General features: G+C 56.8%; 20 protein-coding genes and 1 pseudogene. 11 read left to right on the top strand and 10 right to left on the bottom strand.

Annotated elements, in window-relative coordinates:
• The first annotated feature begins 130 nt into the window (after positions 1-130).
• From rpsO to mtr, 5 genes and pseudogenes are all read left to right on the top strand, one after another.
• Positions 131-400 (top strand): 30S ribosomal protein S15, encoded by a 270-nt coding sequence (gene rpsO / locus ABFV38_RS19455; RefSeq protein WP_003861789.1) that lies wholly within the window; start codon positions 131-133, stop codon positions 398-400.
• A 242-nt stretch (positions 401-642) separates the two neighbouring features.
• A pseudogene (gene pnp / locus ABFV38_RS19450) lies at positions 643-2,839 on the top strand (polyribonucleotide nucleotidyltransferase).
• Between the two features lie 50 nt (positions 2,840-2,889).
• Positions 2,890-3,774 carry a lipoprotein NlpI gene (nlpI, locus tag ABFV38_RS19445; protein WP_008501476.1) on the top strand — a complete coding sequence of 295 codons (885 nt, stop codon included), beginning with the start codon at positions 2,890-2,892 and terminating at the stop codon, positions 3,772-3,774.
• A gap of 180 nt (positions 3,775-3,954) precedes the next feature.
• Positions 3,955-5,850, top strand: coding sequence for a DEAD/DEAH family ATP-dependent RNA helicase (locus ABFV38_RS19440; RefSeq protein ID WP_048028855.1), 1,896 nt, complete (start codon positions 3,955-3,957; stop codon positions 5,848-5,850).
• A 142-nt stretch (positions 5,851-5,992) separates the two neighbouring features.
• Positions 5,993-7,237: a tryptophan permease gene (gene mtr / locus ABFV38_RS19435; RefSeq protein WP_348957868.1), complete on the top strand. Its 1,245-nt coding sequence runs from the start codon at positions 5,993-5,995 to the stop codon at positions 7,235-7,237.
• Positions 7,238-7,323: 86 nt separating this feature from the next.
• On the opposite strand, the gene ABFV38_RS19430 is transcribed toward mtr, so the two are convergent.
• The 3 genes from ABFV38_RS19430 to ABFV38_RS19420 form a co-directional block, all read right to left on the bottom strand.
• Positions 7,324-8,331 (bottom strand): LLM class flavin-dependent oxidoreductase, encoded by a 1,008-nt coding sequence (locus ABFV38_RS19430; protein WP_023326163.1) that lies wholly within the window; start codon positions 8,329-8,331, stop codon positions 7,324-7,326.
• Between the two features lie 78 nt (positions 8,332-8,409).
• Complete coding sequence (locus tag ABFV38_RS19425; protein WP_048028859.1) at positions 8,410-9,288, bottom strand: U32 family peptidase; 879 nt, start codon at positions 9,286-9,288, stop codon at positions 8,410-8,412.
• Positions 9,289-9,295: 7 nt separating this feature from the next.
• Entirely contained in the window at positions 9,296-10,291 is a 996-nt protein-coding gene (locus tag ABFV38_RS19420; RefSeq protein WP_348957866.1) for a peptidase U32 family protein, read from the bottom strand.
• A gap of 211 nt (positions 10,292-10,502) precedes the next feature.
• Between ABFV38_RS19420 and ABFV38_RS19415 the strand changes: the two genes are divergently transcribed.
• Both ABFV38_RS19415 and ABFV38_RS19410 read left to right on the top strand, forming a co-directional pair.
• The gene (locus tag ABFV38_RS19415; protein ID WP_045910093.1) at positions 10,503-11,027 is read left to right on the top strand and encodes an SCP2 domain-containing protein; all 525 of its coding nucleotides are present in this window, start codon (positions 10,503-10,505) and stop codon (positions 11,025-11,027) included.
• On the top strand, positions 11,021-11,524 hold the full coding sequence (locus ABFV38_RS19410; protein WP_045910092.1) for an N-acetyltransferase: 504 nt from the start codon (positions 11,021-11,023) through the stop codon (positions 11,522-11,524). The genes ABFV38_RS19415 and ABFV38_RS19410 overlap by 7 nt, the downstream gene beginning before the upstream one ends.
• Here the strand turns inward: ABFV38_RS19410 and ABFV38_RS19405 are convergent.
• Positions 11,511-11,840: a GIY-YIG nuclease family protein gene (locus ABFV38_RS19405; protein WP_008501484.1), complete on the bottom strand. Its 330-nt coding sequence runs from the start codon at positions 11,838-11,840 to the stop codon at positions 11,511-11,513. The genes ABFV38_RS19410 and ABFV38_RS19405 overlap by 14 nt on opposite strands.
• Before the next feature lie 14 nt (positions 11,841-11,854).
• On the opposite strand from ABFV38_RS19405, the gene ABFV38_RS19400 reads away from it, so the two are divergent.
• The gene (locus ABFV38_RS19400) at positions 11,855-12,289 is read left to right on the top strand and encodes a YhbP family protein (protein WP_348957863.1); all 435 of its coding nucleotides are present in this window, start codon (positions 11,855-11,857) and stop codon (positions 12,287-12,289) included.
• Here ABFV38_RS19400 and ABFV38_RS19395 read toward each other — a convergent pair.
• Positions 12,269-12,787, bottom strand: a complete 519-nt coding sequence (locus ABFV38_RS19395; protein WP_008501486.1) for a type 1 glutamine amidotransferase domain-containing protein — start codon at positions 12,785-12,787, stop codon at positions 12,269-12,271. The two genes, ABFV38_RS19400 and ABFV38_RS19395, sit on opposite strands and share 21 nt — an antisense overlap.
• 128 nt (positions 12,788-12,915) lie before the next feature.
• Between ABFV38_RS19395 and ABFV38_RS19390 the strand changes: the two genes are divergently transcribed.
• Together ABFV38_RS19390 and ABFV38_RS19385 are read left to right on the top strand one after the other, a co-directional pair.
• Positions 12,916-13,560, top strand: coding sequence for an NAD(P)H-binding protein (locus ABFV38_RS19390; protein WP_235403213.1), 645 nt, complete (start codon positions 12,916-12,918; stop codon positions 13,558-13,560).
• 39 nt (positions 13,561-13,599) lie between these two features.
• Complete coding sequence (locus tag ABFV38_RS19385) at positions 13,600-14,637, top strand: permease (RefSeq protein ID WP_111967406.1); 1,038 nt, start codon at positions 13,600-13,602, stop codon at positions 14,635-14,637.
• A gap of 65 nt (positions 14,638-14,702) precedes the next feature.
• Here ABFV38_RS19385 and dolP read toward each other — a convergent pair whose 3' ends face one another.
• From dolP to ABFV38_RS19365, 4 genes are read right to left on the bottom strand one after another with little or no spacing between them, the layout of a single operon-like run.
• Complete coding sequence (gene dolP, locus ABFV38_RS19380; protein ID WP_024906379.1) at positions 14,703-15,278, bottom strand: division/outer membrane stress-associated lipid-binding lipoprotein; 576 nt, start codon at positions 15,276-15,278, stop codon at positions 14,703-14,705.
• Positions 15,279-15,287: 9 nt separating this feature from the next.
• Positions 15,288-15,878: a DnaA initiator-associating protein DiaA gene (diaA, locus tag ABFV38_RS19375; protein ID WP_003861754.1), complete on the bottom strand. Its 591-nt coding sequence runs from the start codon at positions 15,876-15,878 to the stop codon at positions 15,288-15,290.
• Between the two features lie 21 nt (positions 15,879-15,899).
• Complete coding sequence (locus ABFV38_RS19370; protein ID WP_348957860.1) at positions 15,900-16,295, bottom strand: YraN family protein; 396 nt, start codon at positions 16,293-16,295, stop codon at positions 15,900-15,902.
• Complete coding sequence (locus ABFV38_RS19365) at positions 16,253-18,436, bottom strand: penicillin-binding protein activator (protein WP_348957858.1); 2,184 nt, start codon at positions 18,434-18,436, stop codon at positions 16,253-16,255. Before ABFV38_RS19365 ends, ABFV38_RS19370 begins: the two co-directional genes overlap by 43 nt.
• 62 nt (positions 18,437-18,498) lie before the next feature.
• Here ABFV38_RS19365 and rsmI point away from each other — a divergent pair, with 62 nt between their 5' ends.
• Positions 18,499-19,362, top strand: coding sequence for a 16S rRNA (cytidine(1402)-2'-O)-methyltransferase (rsmI, locus tag ABFV38_RS19360; protein WP_048028870.1), 864 nt, complete (start codon positions 18,499-18,501; stop codon positions 19,360-19,362).
• A 69-nt stretch (positions 19,363-19,431) separates the two neighbouring features.
• Here rsmI and ABFV38_RS19355 read toward each other — a convergent pair whose 3' ends face one another.
• On the bottom strand, positions 19,432-21,321 hold the full coding sequence (locus ABFV38_RS19355; protein WP_235403215.1) for an enterotoxin: 1,890 nt from the start codon (positions 21,319-21,321) through the stop codon (positions 19,432-19,434).
• Between the last annotated feature and the right edge of the window lie 5 nt (positions 21,322-21,326).

The raw sequence follows: 21,326 nt of genomic DNA, 5'->3' as shown, positions 1-21,326 counted from the left end.
TAAGCAGGGGAGACGAGTAGAATATCGCCGCTTAACGCCTGGTAAATTGTTTAACAATCTGCGGGGCGTACATGGGATTGCTGAATTAGAGATCGGCATCCTTACATTCTTTATACTTTGGAGTTTGAAAATGTCTCTAAGCGTTGAAGCTAAAGCTAAAATCGTTTCTGAGTTTGGTCGTGGTACTAACGACAGCGGTTCTACCGAAGTTCAGGTTGCACTGCTGACTGCACAGATTAACCACCTGCAGGGTCACTTTGCAGAGCACAAAAAAGATCACCACAGCCGTCGTGGTCTGCTGCGTATGGTTTCTCAGCGTCGTAAACTGCTCGACTACCTGAAACGTAAAGATGTTGCACGCTACACCGCGCTGATCGAGCGTCTGGGTCTGCGTCGCTAAGTCTTGCGAGTTTCAGAAAAGGGGGCCTGATGGCCCCTTTTTTCAAGCAGACGGCAGCAATTCACTGGAAACTATTGTATTGTTGCTATAAATGATCTTCATTGCAGAGGTTCGCGCGGCTAATGAGAGGCTTCACCCAGGGGGGTGTTGGTTGTCATTAGTCGCGAGGATGCGAAGAAGGTCGGGTCAAATCGACAGCACACCGGTGGTGTGCTGTCAAACATTTAAGAAAGGACAGAACTTTGCTGAATCCGATCGTTCGTAAATTCCAGTATGGTCAACATACCGTCACGCTGGAAACCGGCATGATGGCACGTCAGGCTACTGCTGCCGTTATGGTAAGCATGGATGACACCGCGGTATTCGTTACCGTTGTGGGCCAGAAAAAAGCTAAACCAGGTCAGGACTTCTTCCCGCTGACCGTTAACTACCAGGAGCGTACCTACGCTGCCGGTAAAATCCCGGGTGGCTTCTTCCGTCGTGAAGGCCGTCCAAGCGAAGGCGAAACCCTGATCGCGCGTCTGATTGACCGCCCGGTTCGTCCGCTGTTCCCGGAAGGCTTCGTTAACGAAGTACAGGTTATCGCGACCGTTGTTTCCGTTAACCCACAGGTTAACCCGGACATCGTGGCGATGATCGGTGCGTCCGCTGCCCTGTCACTGTCTGGTATTCCATTCAATGGCCCAATCGGTGCCGCGCGCGTCGGTTACATCAATGACCAGTACGTGCTGAACCCAACTCAGGAAGAGCTGAAAGAAAGTAAGCTGGACCTGGTGGTTGCGGGTACTGAAGCCGCTGTGCTGATGGTTGAATCCGAAGCTGAACTGCTGAGCGAAGACCAGATGCTGGGTGCTGTGGTCTTCGGCCATGACCAGCAGCAGGTTGTTATCCAGAACATCAACGATCTGGTGAAAGAAGCCGGTAAACCACGTTGGGACTGGCAGCCAGAAGCAGCTAACGACGCACTGAATGCACGCGTTGCAGCTCTGGCAGAATCTCGTCTGAGCGATGCGTACCGCATCACTGACAAACAGGAGCGTTACGCTCAGGTTGACGTGATCAAGTCTGAAACTATCGCAACGCTGGTTGCTGAAGACGAAACGCTGGATGCTAACGAGCTGAGCGAAATTCTGCACGCTATCGAGAAAAACGTTGTTCGTAGCCGCGTTCTGGCAGGCGAGCCGCGTATCGATGGCCGTGAAAAAGACATGATTCGTGGTCTGGATGTGCGTACTGGTGTGCTGCCACGTACTCACGGTTCCGCGCTGTTCACCCGTGGCGAAACGCAGGCGCTGGTTACCGCGACCCTGGGTACGGCACGTGACGCACAGATCATCGACGAACTGATGGGCGAGCGTACTGACAGCTTCCTGTTCCACTACAACTTCCCTCCGTACTCCGTAGGCGAAACCGGTATGGTTGGCTCGCCGAAGCGTCGTGAAATTGGTCACGGTCGTCTGGCGAAGCGCGGCGTGCTGGCAGTCATGCCAGAAGCAGACAAATTCCCGTACACCGTACGTGTGGTGTCTGAAATCACCGAATCCAACGGTTCTTCTTCTATGGCTTCCGTGTGTGGTGCCTCTCTGGCGCTGATGGATGCAGGCGTGCCAATCAAAGCCGCCGTTGCGGGTATCGCAATGGGCCTGGTGAAAGAAGGCGACAACTATGTTGTTCTGTCTGACATTCTGGGCGACGAAGACCACCTGGGCGATATGGACTTCAAAGTGGCGGGTTCCCGCGACGGTATCTCTGCGCTGCAGATGGATATCAAAATTGAAGGTATCACCAAAGAGATCATGCAGGTTGCTCTGAACCAGGCTAAAGGTGCGCGTCTGCACATCCTGGGCGTGATGGAACAGGCTATCAACGCGCCACGCGGTGATATCTCTGAATTCGCACCGCGTATTCACACCATCAAGATCAATCCAGACAAGATCAAAGATGTTATCGGTAAGGGCGGTTCCGTAATCCGTGCGCTGACCGAAGAGACTGGCACCACCATCGAAATCGAAGATGACGGTACTGTGAAGATCGCAGCAACCGACGGCGAGAAAGCGAAATTCGCGATCCGTCGCATCGAAGAAATCACTGCAGAAATCGAAGTGGGCCGCGTCTATGCAGGTAAAGTGACCCGTATCGTTGACTTTGGCGCGTTCGTTGCCATCGGTGGCGGTAAAGAAGGTCTGGTTCACATCTCTCAGATCGCTGACAAGCGCGTTGAGAAAGTGACCGATTACCTGCAGATGGGTCAGGAAGTACCGGTTAAAGTTCTGGAAGTTGATCGCCAGGGCCGTATCCGTCTGAGCATTAAAGAAGCAACCGAGCAGTCTCAGCCAGCTGCTGCGCCAGAAGCACAGGCCGCAGAACAGCAAGGCGAGTAAGTTGCCATTTGCCCTCCGCTTTGCGGAGGGCCTATTATCAGGCAGGACGCCTTGTTAAGCCGCCGGGGGACAGGACGTTCATCCAATAGTTGTCTTCGGGAGTGGGAAATGAAGCCTTTTTTGCGCTGGTGTTTCGTTGCGACAGCTTTAACGCTGGCAGGATGCAGCAACTCTGCCTGGCGTAAGAGCGAAGTCCTCGCAGTGCCATTGCAACCGACTTTGCAGCAGGAAGTGATCCTGGCACGCATGGAACAAATACTTGCCAGTCGGGCTTTAACCGATGACGAACGCGCACAGCTTTTATATGAGCGCGGAGTGTTGTATGATAGTCTCGGTCTGAGGGCATTGGCGCGAAATGATTTTTCACAAGCGCTGGCTATCCGACCTGATATGCCTGAAGTATTCAATTACTTAGGCATTTATTTAACGCAGGCAGGCAATTTTGATGCTGCCTATGAAGCGTTTGATTCTGTACTTGAGCTTGATCCAACTTACAACTACGCGCACTTGAATCGCGGTATCGCATTGTATTACGGCGGTCGTGACAAGTTAGCGCAAGATGATCTGCTGGCGTTTTATCAAGACGATCCTAATGATCCTTTCCGTAGCCTGTGGCTTTACATCGTTGAGCGGAAGCTCGATGAGAAGCAGGCAAAAGAGGCACTGAAACAGCGCTTCGATAAATCGGACAAGGAACAGTGGGGATGGAACATTGTCGAGTTCTACCTGGGCAACATTAGCGAAGCAACGCTGATGGAACGCCTCAAGGCGGACGCAACGGATAACACCTCGCTCGCTGAGCATCTCAGTGAAACCAACTTCTATTTAGGTAAGTACTACCTAAGTCTGGGGGATAAGGACAGCGCTACGGCACTGTTCAAATTAGCGGTTGCTAACAACGTACACAACTTCGTTGAGCACCGTTATGCATTGTTGGAATTATCGCTCTTGGGCCAGGAGCAAGACGACCTGGCAGAATCGGACCAGCAATAGCTGACGACATAAACATCAGCCCGTAATCTTATGATTGCCATCACCTTAACTGGTGAGGGCGTTGTTGTTCGTCAATACACCTACTTTGAGCCGGTTCACACTTTTCAATGAAAATTGCTAATCATTTTCACGATGAGCTAAGTAGACTGGCCGCCATTGACATTGAGGCACTCGTACTACATGGCTGAATTCGAAACCACTTTTGCAGATCTGGGCCTGAAGGCTCCTATCCTTGAAGCCCTTAACGATCTGGGTTACGAAAAACCATCTCCGATCCAGGCTGAGTGTATCCCACACCTGCTTTCTGGTCGTGACGTGCTGGGCATGGCCCAGACTGGTAGCGGTAAAACTGCAGCGTTCTCGCTGCCGCTGCTGAACAACATTGATCCGGACCTGCGTGCACCGCAGATCCTCGTTCTGGCTCCAACCCGTGAACTGGCTGTTCAGGTTGCAGAAGCCATGACGGAATTCTCTAAACATATGCGCGGCGTAAACGTGGTTGCCCTGTACGGCGGCCAGCGTTATGACGTGCAGTTACGCGCCCTGCGCCAGGGCCCACAGATTGTTGTCGGTACGCCGGGCCGTCTGCTGGATCACCTGAAGCGCGGTACCCTGGACCTCTCTAAACTGAGCGGTCTGGTACTGGATGAAGCAGATGAAATGCTGCGTATGGGCTTCATCGAAGACGTTGAAACCATTATGGCGCAGATCCCGGACGGTCATCAGACCGCGCTGTTCTCTGCAACCATGCCGGAAGCTATCCGTCGCATTACCCGCCGCTTCATGAAAGAGCCGCAGGAAGTGCGTATTCAGTCCAGCGTAACCACTCGCCCGGACATCAGCCAGAGCTACTGGTCTGTGTACGGCATGCGTAAAAACGAAGCGCTGGTACGTTTCCTGGAAGCGGAAGATTTTGATGCGGCGATTATCTTCGTTCGTACCAAAAACGCGACCCTGGAAGTGGCTGAAGCCCTGGAGCGTAGCGGCTACAACAGCGCAGCGCTGAACGGCGATATGAACCAGGCCCTGCGTGAGCAGACTCTGGAGCGTCTGAAAGACGGTCGTCTGGATATCCTGATTGCAACCGACGTGGCAGCACGTGGTCTGGACGTTGAGCGTATCAGCCTGGTTGTTAACTACGACATCCCGATGGATTCCGAGTCTTACGTTCACCGTATCGGCCGTACCGGTCGTGCGGGTCGTGCTGGCCGTGCGCTGCTGTTCGTTGAGAACCGCGAGCGTCGTCTGCTGCGCAACATCGAACGTACCATGAAGCTGACCATTCCAGAAGCGGACCTGCCAAACGCAGAGCTGCTGGGCAAACGCCGTCTGGAAAAATTCGCCGCCAAAGTACAGCAGCAGCTGGAAAGCAGCGATTTGGATCAGTACCGTGCGCTGCTGTCGCAGATTCAGCCTGTTGCTGAAGGCGAAGAGCTGGATATGGAAACCCTGGCTGCAGCACTGCTGAAAATGGCTCAGGGCGAACGTAGCCTGATCGTGCCACCAGATGCGCCGATGCGTCCTAAGCGTGAATTCCGTGACCGTGACGATCGCTTCGAACGTCGTGGCGACCGTAACGATCGTGGCCCACGTGGTGACCGTCCAGAGCGTGGTGGTGAAGACCGTCCACGTCGTGAACGTCGCGACGCAGGCGACATGGAACTGTACCGCATTGAAGTGGGCCGTGATGATGGCGTTGAAGTTCGTCACATCGTTGGCGCGATCGCTAACGAAGGCGACATCAGCAGCCGTTACATCGGTAACATCAAGCTGTTCGCATCCCACTCTACCATCGAGCTGCCAAAAGGCATGCCGGGTGAAGTACTGCAGCACTTTACGCGTACCCGCATCCTGAACAAGCCGATGAACATGCAGCTGCTGGGCGATGCACAGCCACGTCCTGACCGTGGCGGCGAACGCCGTGGTGGTGGTCGCGGTTTCGGCGGCGAGCGCCGTGAAGGCGGCCGTAGCGAAGGTCGCGGTGGTGAAGGTCGTCGTTTCTCCGGCGAGCGCCGCGAAAGCCGTGGTCCACGTCGTGAAGAAGGCACCAGCCGTCGTCGTTTCGGTGACGCGTAAGCCTTACGCTTCTGACGTAAAGTAAAATATACAGCCCCGATACATGCTATCGGGGCTTTTTTTATTTCCTTTGTACTCTTGTACTGGTACAGTGCGTCACATTAAAATGCAGAACCGCATGATTGACTGGAGAAAAGGCTGTATGGCGACACTAACCACCACCCAAACGTCACCTTCGCTGCTTGGCGGCGTGGTGATCATCGGCGGAACCATTATAGGTGCCGGGATGTTCTCCCTGCCCGTGGTCATGTCCGGTGCGTGGTTCTTCTGGTCGCTGGCCGCGCTGGTCTTTACCTGGTTCTGTATGCTTCATTCCGGGCTGATGATCCTCGAAGCCAACCTGAACTACCGCATTGGCGCGAGCTTCGACACCATCACCAAAGACCTGCTGGGCAAAGGCTGGAACCTGGTGAACGGTCTGTCCATTGCCTTTGTGCTCTATATCCTGACCTACGCATATATTTCGGCGAGCGGTTCGATTCTGCATCACACCTTCTCTGAGATGTCGCTGAACGTTCCGGCGCGTCTGGCCGGGCTGTGCTTTGCGCTGGGCGTGGCGTTTATCGTCTGGATGAGTACCAAAGCGGTAAGCCGGATGACGGCAATCGTACTGGGCGCGAAGGTCATCACCTTCTTCCTGACCTTCGGCAGCCTGCTGGGGCACGTGACGCCCGCCACGCTGTTTAACGTTGCCGAAGTGAATACCTCCTATACGCCGTACCTGCTGATGACGCTGCCTTTCTGTCTGGCGTCGTTCGGCTACCACGGCAACGTGCCGAGCCTGATGAAGTACTACGGCAAAGATCCGCGCACCATTGTGAAGTGTCTGATCTACGGCACGCTGCTGGCGCTGGCGCTGTACGCCATCTGGCTGCTCGGAACGATGGGCAACATCCCGCGCCCGGAATTTATCGGTATTGCGCAGAAGGGCGGTAACATTGACGTGCTGGTGCAGGCGCTGAGCGGCGTGCTGAACAGCCGCAGCCTGGATCTGCTGCTGGTTATCTTCTCTAACTTTGCGGTGGCGAGCTCTTTCCTCGGCGTGACGCTGGGCCTGTTTGACTACCTGGCGGATCTGTTTGGCTTTGATGATTCTGCGATAGGGCGTTTTAAAACCGCGCTGCTGACCTTCCTGCCACCGATTGTGGGCGGCCTGCTGTGGCCGAACGGCTTCCTGTACGCCATCGGCTATGCCGGACTGGCGGCAACCATCTGGGCGGCAATAGTGCCCGCGCTGCTGGCGCGTAAATCACGTAAACGCTTCGGCAGCCCGAAATTCCGCGTCTGGGGCGGTAAGCCGATGATTGCGCTGATCCTGGTGTTCGGCGCGGGCAATGCCCTGGTACACGTGCTGTCGAGTTTTAATCTGTTGCCGGTGTACCAGTAAACATTTTGTGCCGGATGGTGGCTACGCCTTACCTGGCCTACGCGTCCCCGTAGGCCAGGTAAGCGAAGCGCCACCTGGCAAAAAGGCTACCCCACCAACTCCTCTTTTACCTGCATGGCCAAATCAAACGAGTGCAAACGCGCCTGGTGATCGAAAATCTGGCCGTTAACCATAATTTCATCCGCCTGCGTTTCACGCAGCACCGCCTCCAGCCCGTGACGCACTTTCGCTTTATCGCCTACCAGCGACATGCTCAGCGCCTGCTGAACGCCATACTGCTCTGAAGCTGACCACAGCTGATGCATATTCTCCACCGGCGGCGGAAGCTGGCCCGTCTCCCCGCGACGCAGCTTCACAAACGCCTGCTGCATGGAGGTGAACAGGAATTCCGCGTCGCGATTGCTGTCGGCAGCAATGATGTTGATACACACCATCGCGTACGGTTTCTCCAGACGCTCGGACGGTTTGAAGTGCGTACGGTAAAGATGCAGCGCCTGATGCAGCATATCCGGCGCGAAATGGGAGGCAAACGCAAACGGCAGCCCCAACTGGGCGGCGAGCTGCGCGCTGTAGAGGCTTGAGCCCAACAGCCATACCGGGATCTTCTCGCCGTAACCCGGTACCGGGCGCACGTGCGGGTTCGGGTCACGCGCGTCGAACCAGTCCACCAGTTCGGCCACGTCGCGTGGGAAGTTATCAATATCGCCGCTCATATGGCGACGCAGGGCACGCATAGTCGGCTGGTCGCTGCCAGGCGCACGGCCAAGCCCTAAATCGATACGGCCCGGATAGAGGGTATTCAGCGTGCCGAACTGCTCGGCGATCACCAGCGGGGCGTGGTTCGGCAACATCACGCCGCCGGAGCCCAGGTGCAGCGTGGTGGTATTTGCCGCCAGATAACCAATCAGTACCGAGGTGGCGGCGCTGGCAATGCCCACCATGTTGTGGTGTTCGGCCAGCCAGTAGCGGTGATAGCCACGCTTTTCGGCCAGCTGAGCCAGATCCAGAGAGTGCGAAAAGGCTTCTCTCGCCGAGGAGCCTTGTGGGATCGGCGCCAGATCCAGCACCGAAAACGGAAGGGTTTTGTCAGTCATAACAGCTCACTTTGTCGACGGTGAATCTTTAATACTGCATTAAAAAATGATAACCGTTGTTAACAAAGTGAGCCTTTTTTAGGCCTGAAGTTCCAGCCCGGCCAGACGCTTCCAGTAGCCGTTACAGTCGCTGTTCGCCGTCAGCGGCAGCGGAGCGGCACCGTTTTCGTTAGCGCGGAAGGCGTCCAGCATCGCGAACACGCCGGTATCGAGCGGCGACAGGCGCACCATATCTACCAGCCCGTCCATCGACGCCAGCTCGTTGCCGAGGTTATAGACATAGCCGCTCATGGTCTGAATACCGTTGAGAACAAACACCTGCTGGTTCTCCTGCGACAGCATGCTGCGCCCGTTTGGGTACTTAATGCAGCAGGTTTCGCACTCGTCTTTCGGACGATCTTCCGAGCGTGCGGTAAAGCAGCGGGCGGAATAGGCCAGCGGCAGATGCCCGTAGCTCAGCACTTCCACTTCAAACTTGTTGCGAATGCCCAGCTCTTCGCACTGCGTGAGCAGGTTTGCCAGCCAGTCGCGGGAGAGTTCAACCGGCATACACCAGCGCGTCATGCCCTGTTTGAGCAGCAGGCGAAGGGTCACGGCGTTGTAGCAGTTCAGGGCATGGCCAGCGACAAACGGCAGCCTGCGTTCGGCGCACATGTTCACCACGCCGAGATCGCTCGCTTCCAGCAGGAACTCGCCGTTCTCTACGTAGCGTTTCAGCTCGCCCAGTTCAGAAGAGGCCTGCACCAGCGCGAGGGTGGAGAGCACGACCTGTTTGCCGCTGCCGGCCAGGCTTTTCGCCATCTCCAGCCAGTCGCCCACTTTGGTGGCGCGGCGCTTGCTGCACACCGCCTCGCCGAGGTAAATCACATCGGCGCTGCTGGTGGCGGCCTGTTGGTAAAAATCTTCCAGCGTCTCTTTTGGCCAGTAGTAGAGCACCGGCCCTAATGAATATTTCATGATTTTCTCACTGCCATTTACGGTGATACGCGCCCAGCGTGGTTTGCGTGCCTTCGGACATCGATCCGAGCGTCTCCATCCAGGCCTGCTGCGGAGCGTAGTTCTGCGGGGCCGCCATGCAGCGGTCGATGGCCTGACGCCACACTTTCGCCACCTGGCTCACGTAGGCCGGGCTACGCTGGCGACCTTCGATTTTCACCGAGGCAATATTGGCCGCCAGCAGTTCCGGCAGCAGCTCCAGCGTGTTGAGGCTGGTGGGCTCTTCCAGGGCGTGGTAACGCTCGCCGTCGACCAGATAGCGGCCTTTACACAGGGTGGGATAACCGGCGTTTTCACCGTCCTGATAGCGGTCGATCAGCACCTCATTCAGGCGGGATTCCAGCCCCTGCGGCGTTTGCTGCCAGCGGACAAAGCGGGCAGGGGAGCAGGCCCCGACGGTATTTGGCGACTCACCGGTCAGATACGAGGAAAGATAGCAACGGCCTTCGGCCATAATGCACAGACTGCCAAAGGCAAAAACTTCCAGCGGCACTGGCGTGACGCGTGCGAGTTGCTTAACCTGATGGATAGAGAGCACGCGCGGCAGCACCACGCGGGCCACGTCAAAGTTTCGGTGATAAAAACGCACGGCCTCTTCGTTGGTGGCAGATGCCTGAACAGAGACGTGGCGCTCAATATGGGGATAGCGTTCTGCCGCATACTCAAGCATGGCGAGGTCGGCCAGAATCAGCGCATCGGCACCCAGCTGTGCCGCCATATCCACCGCGCGCTTCCAGCGGGCGTACCCGTCAGGATGAGCAAAGGTATTGATGGCGATATGCAGCTTGCGGCGGTGCTGGTGAACGAAGTTAACGGCTTCCTGAAGCTTTTTCTCCGTAAAGTTAAGGCCAGCAAAATGGCGGGCATTGGTGTCATCTTTCAGCCCGATATAGACCGCATCGGCCCCATTTTCGATGGCCGCCTTAAGCGCCGGAAGGTTTCCGGCAGGGCAGAGCAGCTCCATAATTTATCCTGATGTTGTCGATCGCAAAAATGTTAACGAGCTGGGATTTTAATTAACCCATACGCGACAATTTTTGATTTAAGGCAGCTAATGGCGTATTGATGGCACCAATAATGAGGTTGTCCGGACGACGGTTTGTTGATTTACGCCGCTATGTTGTGCGTCGGATATGGCAAAATAGCAGGACTATAGATATCAGGGAGTAAAGCTCGTGCTGGATAAACTGCGTTCACGTCTCGTACAATTTGGCCCATCAATGCTGAGCGTGCCGGTCAAGCTGGCGCCGTTCGCGCTTAAACGTCAGGTGCTGGAGCAGGTCCTGAGCTGGCAGTTCCGCCAGGCGCTGCAGGATGGCGAGCTGGAATTCCTGGAAGGCCGCTGGTTGAGCATTGAAGTGCGTGACATCGGGCTGCGTTGGTTTACCTCCGTTGAGAATGACCAGCTGATCGTCCGCGAAACCGCCGAGGCGGACGTGAGCTTTAGCGCCAACGCCAGCGATCTGCTGATGATCGCCGCGCGTAAACAGGATCCGGATACGCTCTTCTTCCAGCGCCGTCTGGTGATTGAAGGCGACACGGAGCTGGGCCTGTACGTGAAGAATTTAATGGATGCCATTGAGCTGGAGCAGATGCCGAAAGCGCTGCGCGTGATGTTGATGCAAATGGCAGATTTCGTTGAGGCCGGGCTGAAAGCCCCGCCGGACAGTAAACACACTTCAGTAGGTGAGCCATGCTGATTCGAGTCGAAATAGGGATTGATGCGCCGGGGATCGATGCGCTGCTGCGCCGTGCTTTCGCGAGCGATGCCGAAGCCCAGCTGGTCCACGATCTCCGCGAAGACGGTCTGATTACGCTGGGGCTGGTCGCCACCGATGACGAAGGCCAGGTGGTGGGCTATGTTGCCTTCAGTCCGGTCACCGTCCAGGGCGAAGAGCTGCAGTGGGTTGGTATGGCACCGCTGGCGGTGGATGAAAACTATCGCGGGCAGGGGTTGGCGCGTCAGCTGGTCTATGAAGGATTGGATTCGCTCAATGAGTTCGGTTATGCGGCCGTTGTTGCGCTGGGCGATCCGGCGTTCTATGGCCGTTTAGGCTTCGAGCAGGCCGCGCATTACGATCTGCGCTGCCGCTGGCCGGGTACGGAATCCGCATTCCAGGTGCACCGTCTGGCGGACGACGCACTCAACGGCGTCAATGGCCTGGTCGAGTACCACGACCATTTCAATCGCTTTTAATCAGGCTCTCGCGTAGCGCCTCAAAGGAGCCGTCTCCGGTCACGAGGCGCTCTTTCTGGCGCTTCGTCAGCTGTTTGATGCGGTATTCCAGCCTGAGCGCCAGCGATCGGTCACCGACGGGCGCCGAAAAGGCAAGCTGTAACTCCCCTTTCCCTCGCAGTGCTTTTGCCCCTTTCCCCGTTTGATGTTGTAAAAAACGCCGCGCCACATCGGTGGTTATCCCGGTGTAGAGTGCGTTATCAGCGGTTCGGACAAGATAGAGAAACCAGCACACGGTAAACAGATTCAGTATGTTAAGGTGAACGCACCATAGCATGAGAGAGAACGAAAATGGAAACACTGGCAGCCATCAACCGCTGGCTGGCGAAGCAGCACGTCGTCACCTGGTGCGTCTACAGCGAGGGTGAGATGTGGTGCGCAAACGCGTTTTACTACTACGATCCGGAGCGCGTCGCGTTTTATGTCATGAGTGAAGACAAAACGCGTCATGCGCAGATGACCGGCCAGCAGGCGAAGGTCGCGGGCACGGTGAATGGCCAGCCGAAAACGGTCGCGCTGATCCGCGGCGTGCAGTTTAAAGGGGAAATCCGTCGTCTGGACGGAGACGAGAGCGACGCGCGTCGTAAGCACTACACGCGCCGCTTTCCGGTTGCCGCTGCGCTAAAAGCCCCGGTGTGGGAAATCCGCCTCGATGAGCTGAAATTTACCGACAACACCCTGGGCTTTGGCAAGAAGCTGCACTGGCTACGCGCCGAGCAGGCGTAGCGCTTCGCGGTTAAACGCCGGAAGATCGTCCGGGGTCCGGCTGGTGATCAGCTGGTCTTTGTCGTTGACCACCTCCTGATCGTAAAACTCGGCGCCCGCATTTTTCAGATCGATAACGATCGGTTTCACCGCTGTGAGCTTGCGCCCGCGGACAACCTCCGCGCTGATGAGCAGCTGCGGGCCGTGACAGATGGCAAAGACCGGTTTGCCGGTAGAGACAAAGTCCCGGGTGAAGGTCACGAAGCGCTCGTCCCCGCGCAGGGAATCCGGTGAATGGCCGCCGGGTAGCAGCAGGGCGTCAAAATCGGAGGGGCTAACGTTATCGATTGTCTCGTCGATGGTCACGCTGGCCTCGCCCTTATGGCCTTTCACCGTTTTGCCCGCCTCTTTTTCAATGGTGATGACCTCATGTCCCGCCTTGCGGAACGCCTCTGCAGGAGAGGTGAATTCTGAATCTTCAAACTCGTCGGTAATCAAGACTGCGATTTTCTTGCCCATGCTTCCTCCGTTGTTTTGGCTTCAGACTGATTTTTCTCCGCTTGTGGTAAATACTTACCTGTAACAGACTTCTAAGTGTGGTCGACGACGCTGAGTTCGCAAACGGACAATTCTGTAAAGGGGATACGATGAGTCAGGTACTGATTACCGGGGCTACCGGGCTAGTGGGCGATCATCTGCTGCGGCTGCTGATTCAGGATCGCCGCGTGAACTACATCGCCGCCCCGACGCGTCGACCGCTGGCGGACATCTCCGGCGTCTTTAATCCGCACGATCCTCAGCTGACAGATGCGCTGGCGCAGGTGCAGGATCCCATTGATATCGCGTTTTGCTGTCTGGGCACCACGCGGCGGGAGGCGGGGAGCAAAGAGGCATTTATCCACGCCGACTATACGCTGGTGGTGGACACCGCGCTTACGGCGAAAAAGCTGGGGGCCAGACATTTTCTGGTGGTCAGCGCGCTGGGCGCCAGTGCCGGATCGCCTTTCTTCTACAACAAGGTGAAGGGCAAAATGGAGGATGCACTGATTGCGCAGAAATGGGAGCAGCTGACGATTGTGCGCCCCTCGATGCTGATCGGCCACCGCGACGAGCGCCGTTTTAACGAGTCGATCCTGGCCCCGCTGTTTCGGATCCTTCCCGGCAACTGGAAAGCCATCGAGGCGCGGGACGTCGCGCGGGTGATGTTAAAAGAGGGACTGGCCCCGTCAAAAGCGGGCGTAAACATTATCCCTTCGGCAAAACTGCGTGAAATCGCGCAGGGCGAGGCGTAAACTCCCCCGGCTAATTACTCATACTCTCCGGGGAATGTTATGACTGGTCAGTCTTCATCTCAGGCGGCAACACCTGTTCAATGGTGGAAGCCCGCACTCTTCTTTCTCGTGGTCATTATTGGCCTCTGGTACGTGAAATGGCAGCCGTACTACGGCAAAGCCTTCACCGCCGCCGAAACGCACAGCATCGGTAAATCTATTCTCGCTCAGGCGGATGCCAGCCCGCTTCAGGCGGCGTGGGACTATGCCATGGTCTACTTCCTTGCCGTCTGGAAGGCTGCCGTCCTGGGCGTGATCCTGGGCTCACTGATTCAGGTGCTGATCCCGCGCAATTGGCTGGTGAAAACCCTCGGGCAGCCGCGCTTTCAGGGTACGTTGCTGGGAACGATCTTCTCCCTGCCGGGCATGATGTGCTCCTGCTGTGCTGCACCCGTAGCGGCAGGGATGCGCCGCCAGCGCGTGTCAATGGGCGGCGCACTGGCGTTCTGGATGGGCAACCCGCTGCTCAACCCGGCGACGCTGGTGTTTATGGGCTTTGTCCTGGGCTGGCATTTCGCGTTCATTCGTCTGGTAGCCGGACTGCTGACCGTGCTGGTGGTGGCGACGCTGGTGCAAAATCTGGTGAAGGATAAGACGCCAGAGTCCGCGTCTGTTGAGCTGGACGTCAGCGAGCCGCAGGGCGGGTTCTTTGCCCGCTGGGGCAGGGCGCTATGGCAGCTTTTCTGGAGCACCATCCCGGTCTATATCCTGGCGGTGCTGGTTCTCGGGGCGGCGCGCGTCTGGCTCTTCCCGCATGCGGATGGCGCTATTGACAACACGCTGTTGTGGGTCATTGCGATGGCCGTTGCAGGCTGCCTGTTTGTGATCCCTACCGCCGCAGAAATTCCCATTGTTCAGACCATGATGTTGGCCGGCATGGGCACCGCACCAGCGCTGGCGTTGCTCATCACGTTGCCTGCCATCAGCCTGCCGTCGCTGATTATGCTGCGTAAGTCATTCCCGGCGAAAGCGCTGTGGCTCACCGCAGGGCTGGTGGCGTTGAGTGGGGTGATGGTGGGGAGTATTGCGCTTCTGTGAAAAACGCCCGGTGGCGCTACGCTTACCGGGCCTACAAAAAAATCCCCTCACTTGAGGGGATTTTTTTATTTAATGTAAGTAAACGCGGTGGTGACGTGCTTCACGCCGCTCACCCGGCTGGCGATATCGGCCGCCGCTTTCCCTTCACGGTCGGTCACCAGACCCAGCAGGAACACTTCACCGTTTTCCGTCGTCACCTTCACGTTGGAGGATTTCACCTGGTCCGAACCCAGCAGCTGGGAACGCACTTTGGTGGTGATCCAGGTATCGGAAGAGGCATCACCCAGGCCAATTGGCTTGCCCTGACGCACTTCGTTAAACACCTCTGTGGTCCCTTCAACGCCCATCGCAATCTGTTTCGCACGCGAGGCGAGTTCCATATTCGGCGCCTGGCCTGCCAGCAGCACTTTGCCCTGGTAAGCCGTCACGTTGATACGCGCCTCTTTCTTGATCTGTTCGTCTTTCGACAGCGCACTGTTGACGCGCAGCTCCAGCGTACCGTCATCCACCTGTGTCCCCACAGAGCGCGGATCGGTTGCCGCTTTGGTGCCTACTGCGGCGGTACCCACAACGGCCGCAGCGATACATCCCTGAAGCAGTAATGCAGACATAAGGACTGCGAGGGTCGATAAAGCCTTCATAAGAACTCCTTAATCATCCTGGTGAGGGAAAAGCGTGTTATCGATCAAGTCACATAAGCAGTTCACCGTGAGCATATGCATTTCCTGAATACGTGCGCTCCGGTGAGACGGAATGCGGATTTCCACATCCTGCGGCCCAAGCAGACCCGCCAGCTCACCCCCGTCATAGCCGGTTAAGGCCACGATAGTCATGTCGCGGGTGACGGCGGCTTCAACGGCTTTGACAATATCCCGGCTATTGCCGCGCGTGGAGATGGCCAGCAGCACATCTCCGGCATGTCCCAGAGCTCTCACCTGCTTTGCGTAAATTTCGTCATGCAGACGATCGTTAGCAATCGCCGTTAAGACCACATTATCGGTATTAAGTGCAATGGCAGGTAAACTCGGGCGTTCTGTTTCAAAACGATTGATCATGCTGGCAGCAAAATGCTGTGCGTTGGCGGCTGACGTGCCGTTGCCACAACAGAGGATTTTGTTGCCGTTTAGCAGGGATTGCACCAGCGTCATTGCGGCACGCGAGATAGCATCCGGAAGGGCTTCCGCCGCGGCAATCTGAGTCTGGATGCTTTCTGTGAAGCACACTTTAATTCTTTCGAGCACGTTATCCCTTTTAAATCTTAATTATGCGTCTTCGCCAAAAGCGTTTTTAAGCCATTCGATCTCATTTCTGGTGAAGGCTATCACATCGAACCGGCAATCCACAGTATCAAAACTCCCATTATGGCGGGCAAGCCACAAGTGGGCAGTCTGTAATAATTTATGTTGTTTGGCGAGCGTCACGCTGGCGGCAGCACCGCCAAAACGGGAGGACTGTCGAAAGCGCACTTCTACAAACACGATGACCTTACCGTCTTTCATGATCAGGTCGATTTCGCCGCCACGCCCGCGGACGTTGGCGGCGATGAAATGCAGTCCTTTGCCTTCAAGCCAGCGACGCGCCTTTAACTCCCACGCATCGCCGGTCTGTTTGCGGCTTAACTGGCCGGGACGATCTGCCCCTGCTGGTATTTGAGCCATGATAACTTCCTGTTAATCACACAATCCTGGGTGGCGGTCAGATCGCCGGTGTTGCCGTTAAGCTCGAAGCCCGGCACCTGACGCATCTGGGTAAAGTGGTTCGCCAGCGCCCACGCATCAACACCCATCGCATACAGACGCGCCAGCGAATAATCGTTACGTACGGTATTCAGCGCCTGCTGCATCAGCGCCGGGTTGCTGCCTGCCAGCATCGGGATTTCGCTGTACTGCAGACCGTCCATTTCCAGACGGAAATCCGGGCCTGCGGTGCCCTGTGCGCTGCGGGAGCTGGCATAGAGCGTTGCGCCGCTCTGGCTGCCGTTACGCATCGCAATCATCGGTTTGATAAAGGCGATCTCCTGTGGCGTGGCAACGATATAGGCCGCATCCACTTTACCGCCACCGCTAATCTGCGCGTCGGTAGGTGGCGCAGGGATCGTCAGGCCGCCAATCGTCACGCTCTGCTGCTGTGGCAGGCTCGCGGTGACCGGGCTACCGTTAAGCGCGATACCCGCCCCGCCGTTGACGCCCTCGCGCAGTTCAGAGACGGAACCGAATTTCTGCTGCAGTACCACGCCGCCGCCCAGCTTCTGCCACTCATCGGCAAAGGCATTGGCCACGCGATCGCCCAGCGCGCTGCGTGGGATGAGCAACAGCGGCGCCTGCTTACCCTGCTCGTGAATATGACGCGCCGCATCGCGGGCTTCATCTTCTGGAGAGAGCGCGAAGTAGCAGATATTGGCCCGGTTCTGAACCTGCTCTGGCTGGTTGAGCGCCAGCACGTTCAGCGTGGTATTGCTCTTCATCAGCTCTTCCACGTTGTTTTTCAGCAGCGGACCGACAACGATGCTCGCGCCATCCTGTTGAACCTGCGCCAGAACCTGGTCCAGCGGCTGCGAACTGGTATCGTAGATTTTCAATTCAGCGCTTGGGTTGGCGCTGGTGGTTGCCACGGCCTGCGGCTGCGCGGCAGGTTGGGCAGTTGGCTGTGCAGGCTGCGGTTGAGACTGTTCTGCTATTGTGGCAGGTGCTGGAGCAGATGCTGGCGCCGCTTGCGTCTCGGCCGGAGCCTGGGTCGCAGGTGCTGTAGTCGGTGGAGCTGCTGTCGCTGGCGGCGTCGTCGGGGCCGTCACCGGGTTTTGCATCGTGCCCTGCGCTGGCGCTTGCGCCGTGGTCAGGTCGCTGGTCTCTGCGGCGGATGGGCTGACAACATCATTCACGTTAGCCGCCTGGGCCGCCTGGGCCGCCTGTGCGGGAACGGCGCTGCCGGTGACCGCCGTCGTGCCGTTTTTCGCCGCTTCAAAGCCCTGCTGAATGGTGCGTCCAAACACCGCCGCCTGGCCGTTGAGTGGCAGAAGGAGGGCGATTTTGCTGGTCGAGGCAGGCTTAAAGTTCTGCACGTTCACCAGCTGGGTTGGCAGCATTTTCGCGCCCGGGTTTTGCGGGTAGCGCGTCTGCCAGTCCGTAATGCCGGCTTTCAACATCTTAGGATCGCTGCGGTTGTTAAACCACATCTGCTGCAGATCCAGCCAGCCCTGCAGGACGTTTTCATCCGCGTTGATGACCAGCGCCTGCGCCTGTTCCTGCGTCATCGACGCCAGCGCTTGCCAGGTGGCATCAATATTTTTCTGCTTATCAGCACCGCCAAGCAGCGGCTCTTGCGCGACGAGCGCACGGAGCAAGGTCAGGGAAGGGCGTCCCTGCTCAGCGGTAATGCCCGCCTGCCAGAAGCGCGCCTGCTGGTTTTTATCCAGCGCGCTTACGTCGATATCACCGAGGACCTTCTTCGCGGCGGCGTAATCTTTCAGCGCAACTTTCAGCTCGGCAGAGAGCAGGCTCTGCTCACGACGCTGGGCGTCGTTAAGATCTTTTGGCAACTGGTTAAACAGTTCGGCTGCCCGCTGGGTTTTACCCTCTTTCAGCAGTGCACGAATGGCGAGTAATTGCCAGTTGGTCTTGGTATCATTTGAACTCTGCGACATTTGTTGCAGATAAAAGCCAGAATCAGCCTGAGCAGAACCCTGGAGATGGGCGGTGCTCTGGTCAGGTGCCTGGGTGCCACAGCCTGCAAAGATCAGGGCTGCCAGCAGAAGCGGCACGCTGCGCGTGGCTTTTTTTCGAAGAAACGTTAACGGTACCATACTGTATCCAGTGATTTTTTTTACGCAATGCTCAATATTAAATCGGCAATACGGACGAAACAATGAAACAACACGAAACGGCAGATAATTCTCAAGGCCAGCTTTATATTGTACCTACTCCTATCGGGAATTTGTCTGATATTACCCAACGTGCGCTGACCGTACTGCAAGCTGTTGATTTAATTGCTGCTGAAGACACCCGCCATACCGGCTTACTGCTGCAACATTTCGCGATTAACGCCCGTTTGTTTGCTCTGCACGATCACAATGAGCAACAAAAAGCCGAAACGCTGGTGGCCAAACTGAAAGAGGGGCAAAACATTGCCCTGGTCTCCGATGCCGGTACGCCGCTGATCAACGATCCGGGCTATCACCTGGTGCGTACCTGTCGCGAAGCCGGTATTCGCGTGGTACCCCTGCCGGGACCGTGCGCTGCGATTGCTGCGTTAAGCGCCGCAGGTCTGCCGTCTGACCGTTTCTGCTATGAAGGCTTCCTGCCTGCTAAATCCAAAGGCCGCCGCGACGTCTTAAAAGACCTGGAAGCGGAACCGCGTACCCTGATTTTCTACGAATCCACGCACCGCCTGCTGGAGAGCCTGGAAGATATGGTGACCGTCTGGGGGGAAGGCCGCTACGTGGTGCTGGCGCGCGAGCTGACCAAAACCTGGGAAACCATCCACGGAGCGCCGGTAGGTGAACTGCTCGCGTGGGTGAAGGAAGACGAAAATCGCCGCAAGGGTGAAATGGTGCTGATTGTCGAAGGGCACAAGGCGGAAGAAGACGCGCTTCCAGCCGATGCGCTGCGTACGCTGGCGCTGCTGCAGGCGGAACTGCCGCTGAAGAAAGCCGCTGCGCTGGCGGCAGAAATTCACGGCGTGAAGAAAAATGCGCTGTATAAGTATGCGCTGGAGCAGCAGGGGGAGTAAGGCATCTCCTGCCCGTTTTTGCCGGGTGGCGGCTACGCCTTACCCGGCCTACAGATCTTTAAGCGTCTTTTAGCTAGCAGGTATCGCCTCAAACACCAGCGTTTCCAGCGGTTGCAGCGTAATCACCACGGCGTTTTTGTACGCCTCCGGTACGGTTGAATTACGGCCATACACCGCCTTCAGACTAAACTGCGCCGCGTTTCCTGTCGGGACTTCGAAATCTCTCGTCAAATCCAGGTAGTAGCTTTGCGGCTTATCCGACGGGTTACGCAAGCCGAGAATCGCTTTGTCCTTGCTCCATGATGCCCAGCCGTAAACCTGCAGCGCCGTTGGGTCGCCGCCTATCCAGTGGGTGTCCACCAGCACGCTGGCGTTTTCCCGGGACCATTTCGCGGCCTGCGCCAGGGTGTCCCACTTCGCCTTATTCAGCATTGACGGGGTGATATACAGCTCCTGCAGCTGCGTACCGGTCGCGAAATAGCTCCAGACCTGGTCGGCAAAATCGCTGTCCGTTTGTACCTTCTCCAGACCGTAGTAGGCATTCTCCGCGCTGACGATCCCGTGGTACATCAAGGAGTTCAGCGGGAACAGCGGGCCCTTGCGCACAATCGAGCGGTACGTTTCCGCATCGCGGTAGGTCATCCACTGCTGCACCGGCGTGCCGGGGCCGTACAGGTTGATGTCGTCCCCCTGGCGCCAGATCGAATCAGCGTAGAACAGCCAGGACGGGCTGGCGTTGGTCCCGGTGGTCAGGTTGATAAACAGGTTTGGGTTAGCGCTGCGCATGTTATGCAGCAGGGCGATAGAGGCGTCAAAATCCGAGGCGAACGGGCTGCCCTTAATATGCGAATTGGCGTTTCCCATCCCATCAAGTTTGAACGAGGTAATGTGTTCGTTTTTGATCAGCTTAACGATCTGCTCATTGAAGTTCTTAAAGTAGTTCGGCCCTGACAGCGCCAGCTTCCCGTCGACGGTTTCGAATCCATACTCTTTTGCATGCGAGACGCGAATGTCGCGGGGCTTGTTGTAGCCTCCCCACGGTGAGAGCCACAGCCCAACCGAGCTGTGCAGGCTGTCGGCTTTTTCCCGTACCTTGCCAAAACCGTTGCTGAATGCCGGACCAAACAGCCAGCGCCCGGTAAGGTCGTCCCAGCCGTCGTCCAGCAGGAACGCGTCCAGCGCCACGCCGCGTCCGGTGATAAATTCCTTATTCCACTCGTCCATCCGCCCCAGCACATCCTGCTCGGAGTAAGGTGTAAAGAAGCCGATATCCATCCAGCTGTTGTAGTGCAGGTAAGGCTTATACGGACGGGGGCGCACGGCATCGATAAACTGGTTCACGCTGCGGCGCAGTTGGCTGGTTTCCGGGAAGGTGCCGAAATACATCGTGTAGCTGACCGGCGTTTCAGGCTGAATGGGGGTTTTCAGCTCGACATTGAGGTTGGTCGTCGCTTCATAGGCGTAAGTATTCACGATCGGTTTATCCGGCAGAATAAAGAACGAATCAGCCACGATCGGCGAACTGTTAATGGCCCCGTCAACATACGGTGCCTGAGACTGTTTTTTTGTCGGGAAGAAGGTAATTTTCGCCACGTCTCGCGGCTGACCAACAGCCGCGAGGGTGTAATCGATACTGGCATATTTATCCTTCACCAGATTCAGCTTCACCGTTACGTTAAAATCCGGGCGCGTAAAGTCGATGACAATCGCGTTGTCCCGCTTTTCGACATGCTTGATGGAGAAATCAGCGGCGTGGATTTTTGTCTCATCCGGCAGCGTCAGAAAGAACAGCTCCAGGGGCGTGAGCGGATGGTTAGCCTTGCTGTCCTTCACTACCACCGTTGCGTTTGCATCGTCAAACGACAGAGCAATATTGTCGTTATTGAGCGCGTAGTTGGCGGCCGCCGCGCCATGAGAAACAGAGAGAGCCAGCAGCGAAAGAGTGAGCACTTTTTTCATCGGGT

Origin of the sequence: Enterobacter cloacae complex sp. Mu1197 (assembly GCF_040059225.1) — a bacterium.
Taxonomy (GTDB): domain Bacteria; phylum Pseudomonadota; class Gammaproteobacteria; order Enterobacterales; family Enterobacteriaceae; genus Enterobacter; species Enterobacter quasiroggenkampii.
The sequence above is the reverse complement of the archived record's forward strand: the minus strand, read 5'-3'. Positions and strand labels throughout refer to the sequence as shown.

Excerpts from the sequence above, each read along its gene's own strand:
- rsmI (WP_048028870.1), top strand. The coding sequence starts at position 18,499 with ATGAAACAACACGAAACGGCAGATAATTCTCAAGGCCAGCTTTATATT.
- ABFV38_RS19400 (WP_348957863.1), top strand. The coding sequence starts at position 11,855 with ATGGAAACACTGGCAGCCATCAACCGCTGGCTGGCGAAGCAGCACGTC.
- ABFV38_RS19405 (WP_008501484.1), bottom strand. The coding sequence starts at position 11,840 with ATGCTATGGTGCGTTCACCTTAACATACTGAATCTGTTTACCGTGTGC.
- mtr (WP_348957868.1), top strand. The coding sequence starts at position 5,993 with ATGGCGACACTAACCACCACCCAAACGTCACCTTCGCTGCTTGGCGGC.
- ABFV38_RS19410 (WP_045910092.1), top strand. The coding sequence starts at position 11,021 with ATGCTGATTCGAGTCGAAATAGGGATTGATGCGCCGGGGATCGATGCG.
- ABFV38_RS19390 (WP_235403213.1), top strand. The coding sequence starts at position 12,916 with ATGAGTCAGGTACTGATTACCGGGGCTACCGGGCTAGTGGGCGATCAT.
- ABFV38_RS19425 (WP_048028859.1), bottom strand. The coding sequence starts at position 9,288 with ATGAAATATTCATTAGGGCCGGTGCTCTACTACTGGCCAAAAGAGACG.
- ABFV38_RS19370 (WP_348957860.1), bottom strand. The coding sequence starts at position 16,295 with ATGGCTCAAATACCAGCAGGGGCAGATCGTCCCGGCCAGTTAAGCCGC.
- ABFV38_RS19420 (WP_348957866.1), bottom strand. The coding sequence starts at position 10,291 with ATGGAGCTGCTCTGCCCTGCCGGAAACCTTCCGGCGCTTAAGGCGGCC.
- ABFV38_RS19385 (WP_111967406.1), top strand. The coding sequence starts at position 13,600 with ATGACTGGTCAGTCTTCATCTCAGGCGGCAACACCTGTTCAATGGTGG.
- ABFV38_RS19395 (WP_008501486.1), bottom strand. The coding sequence starts at position 12,787 with ATGGGCAAGAAAATCGCAGTCTTGATTACCGACGAGTTTGAAGATTCA.
- rpsO (WP_003861789.1), top strand. The coding sequence starts at position 131 with ATGTCTCTAAGCGTTGAAGCTAAAGCTAAAATCGTTTCTGAGTTTGGT.
- nlpI (WP_008501476.1), top strand. The coding sequence starts at position 2,890 with ATGAAGCCTTTTTTGCGCTGGTGTTTCGTTGCGACAGCTTTAACGCTG.
- ABFV38_RS19430 (WP_023326163.1), bottom strand. The coding sequence starts at position 8,331 with ATGACTGACAAAACCCTTCCGTTTTCGGTGCTGGATCTGGCGCCGATC.
- dolP (WP_024906379.1), bottom strand. The coding sequence starts at position 15,278 with ATGAAGGCTTTATCGACCCTCGCAGTCCTTATGTCTGCATTACTGCTT.
- ABFV38_RS19355 (WP_235403215.1), bottom strand. The coding sequence starts at position 21,321 with ATGAAAAAAGTGCTCACTCTTTCGCTGCTGGCTCTCTCTGTTTCTCAT.
- ABFV38_RS19365 (WP_348957858.1), bottom strand. The coding sequence starts at position 18,436 with ATGGTACCGTTAACGTTTCTTCGAAAAAAAGCCACGCGCAGCGTGCCG.
- ABFV38_RS19440 (WP_048028855.1), top strand. The coding sequence starts at position 3,955 with ATGGCTGAATTCGAAACCACTTTTGCAGATCTGGGCCTGAAGGCTCCT.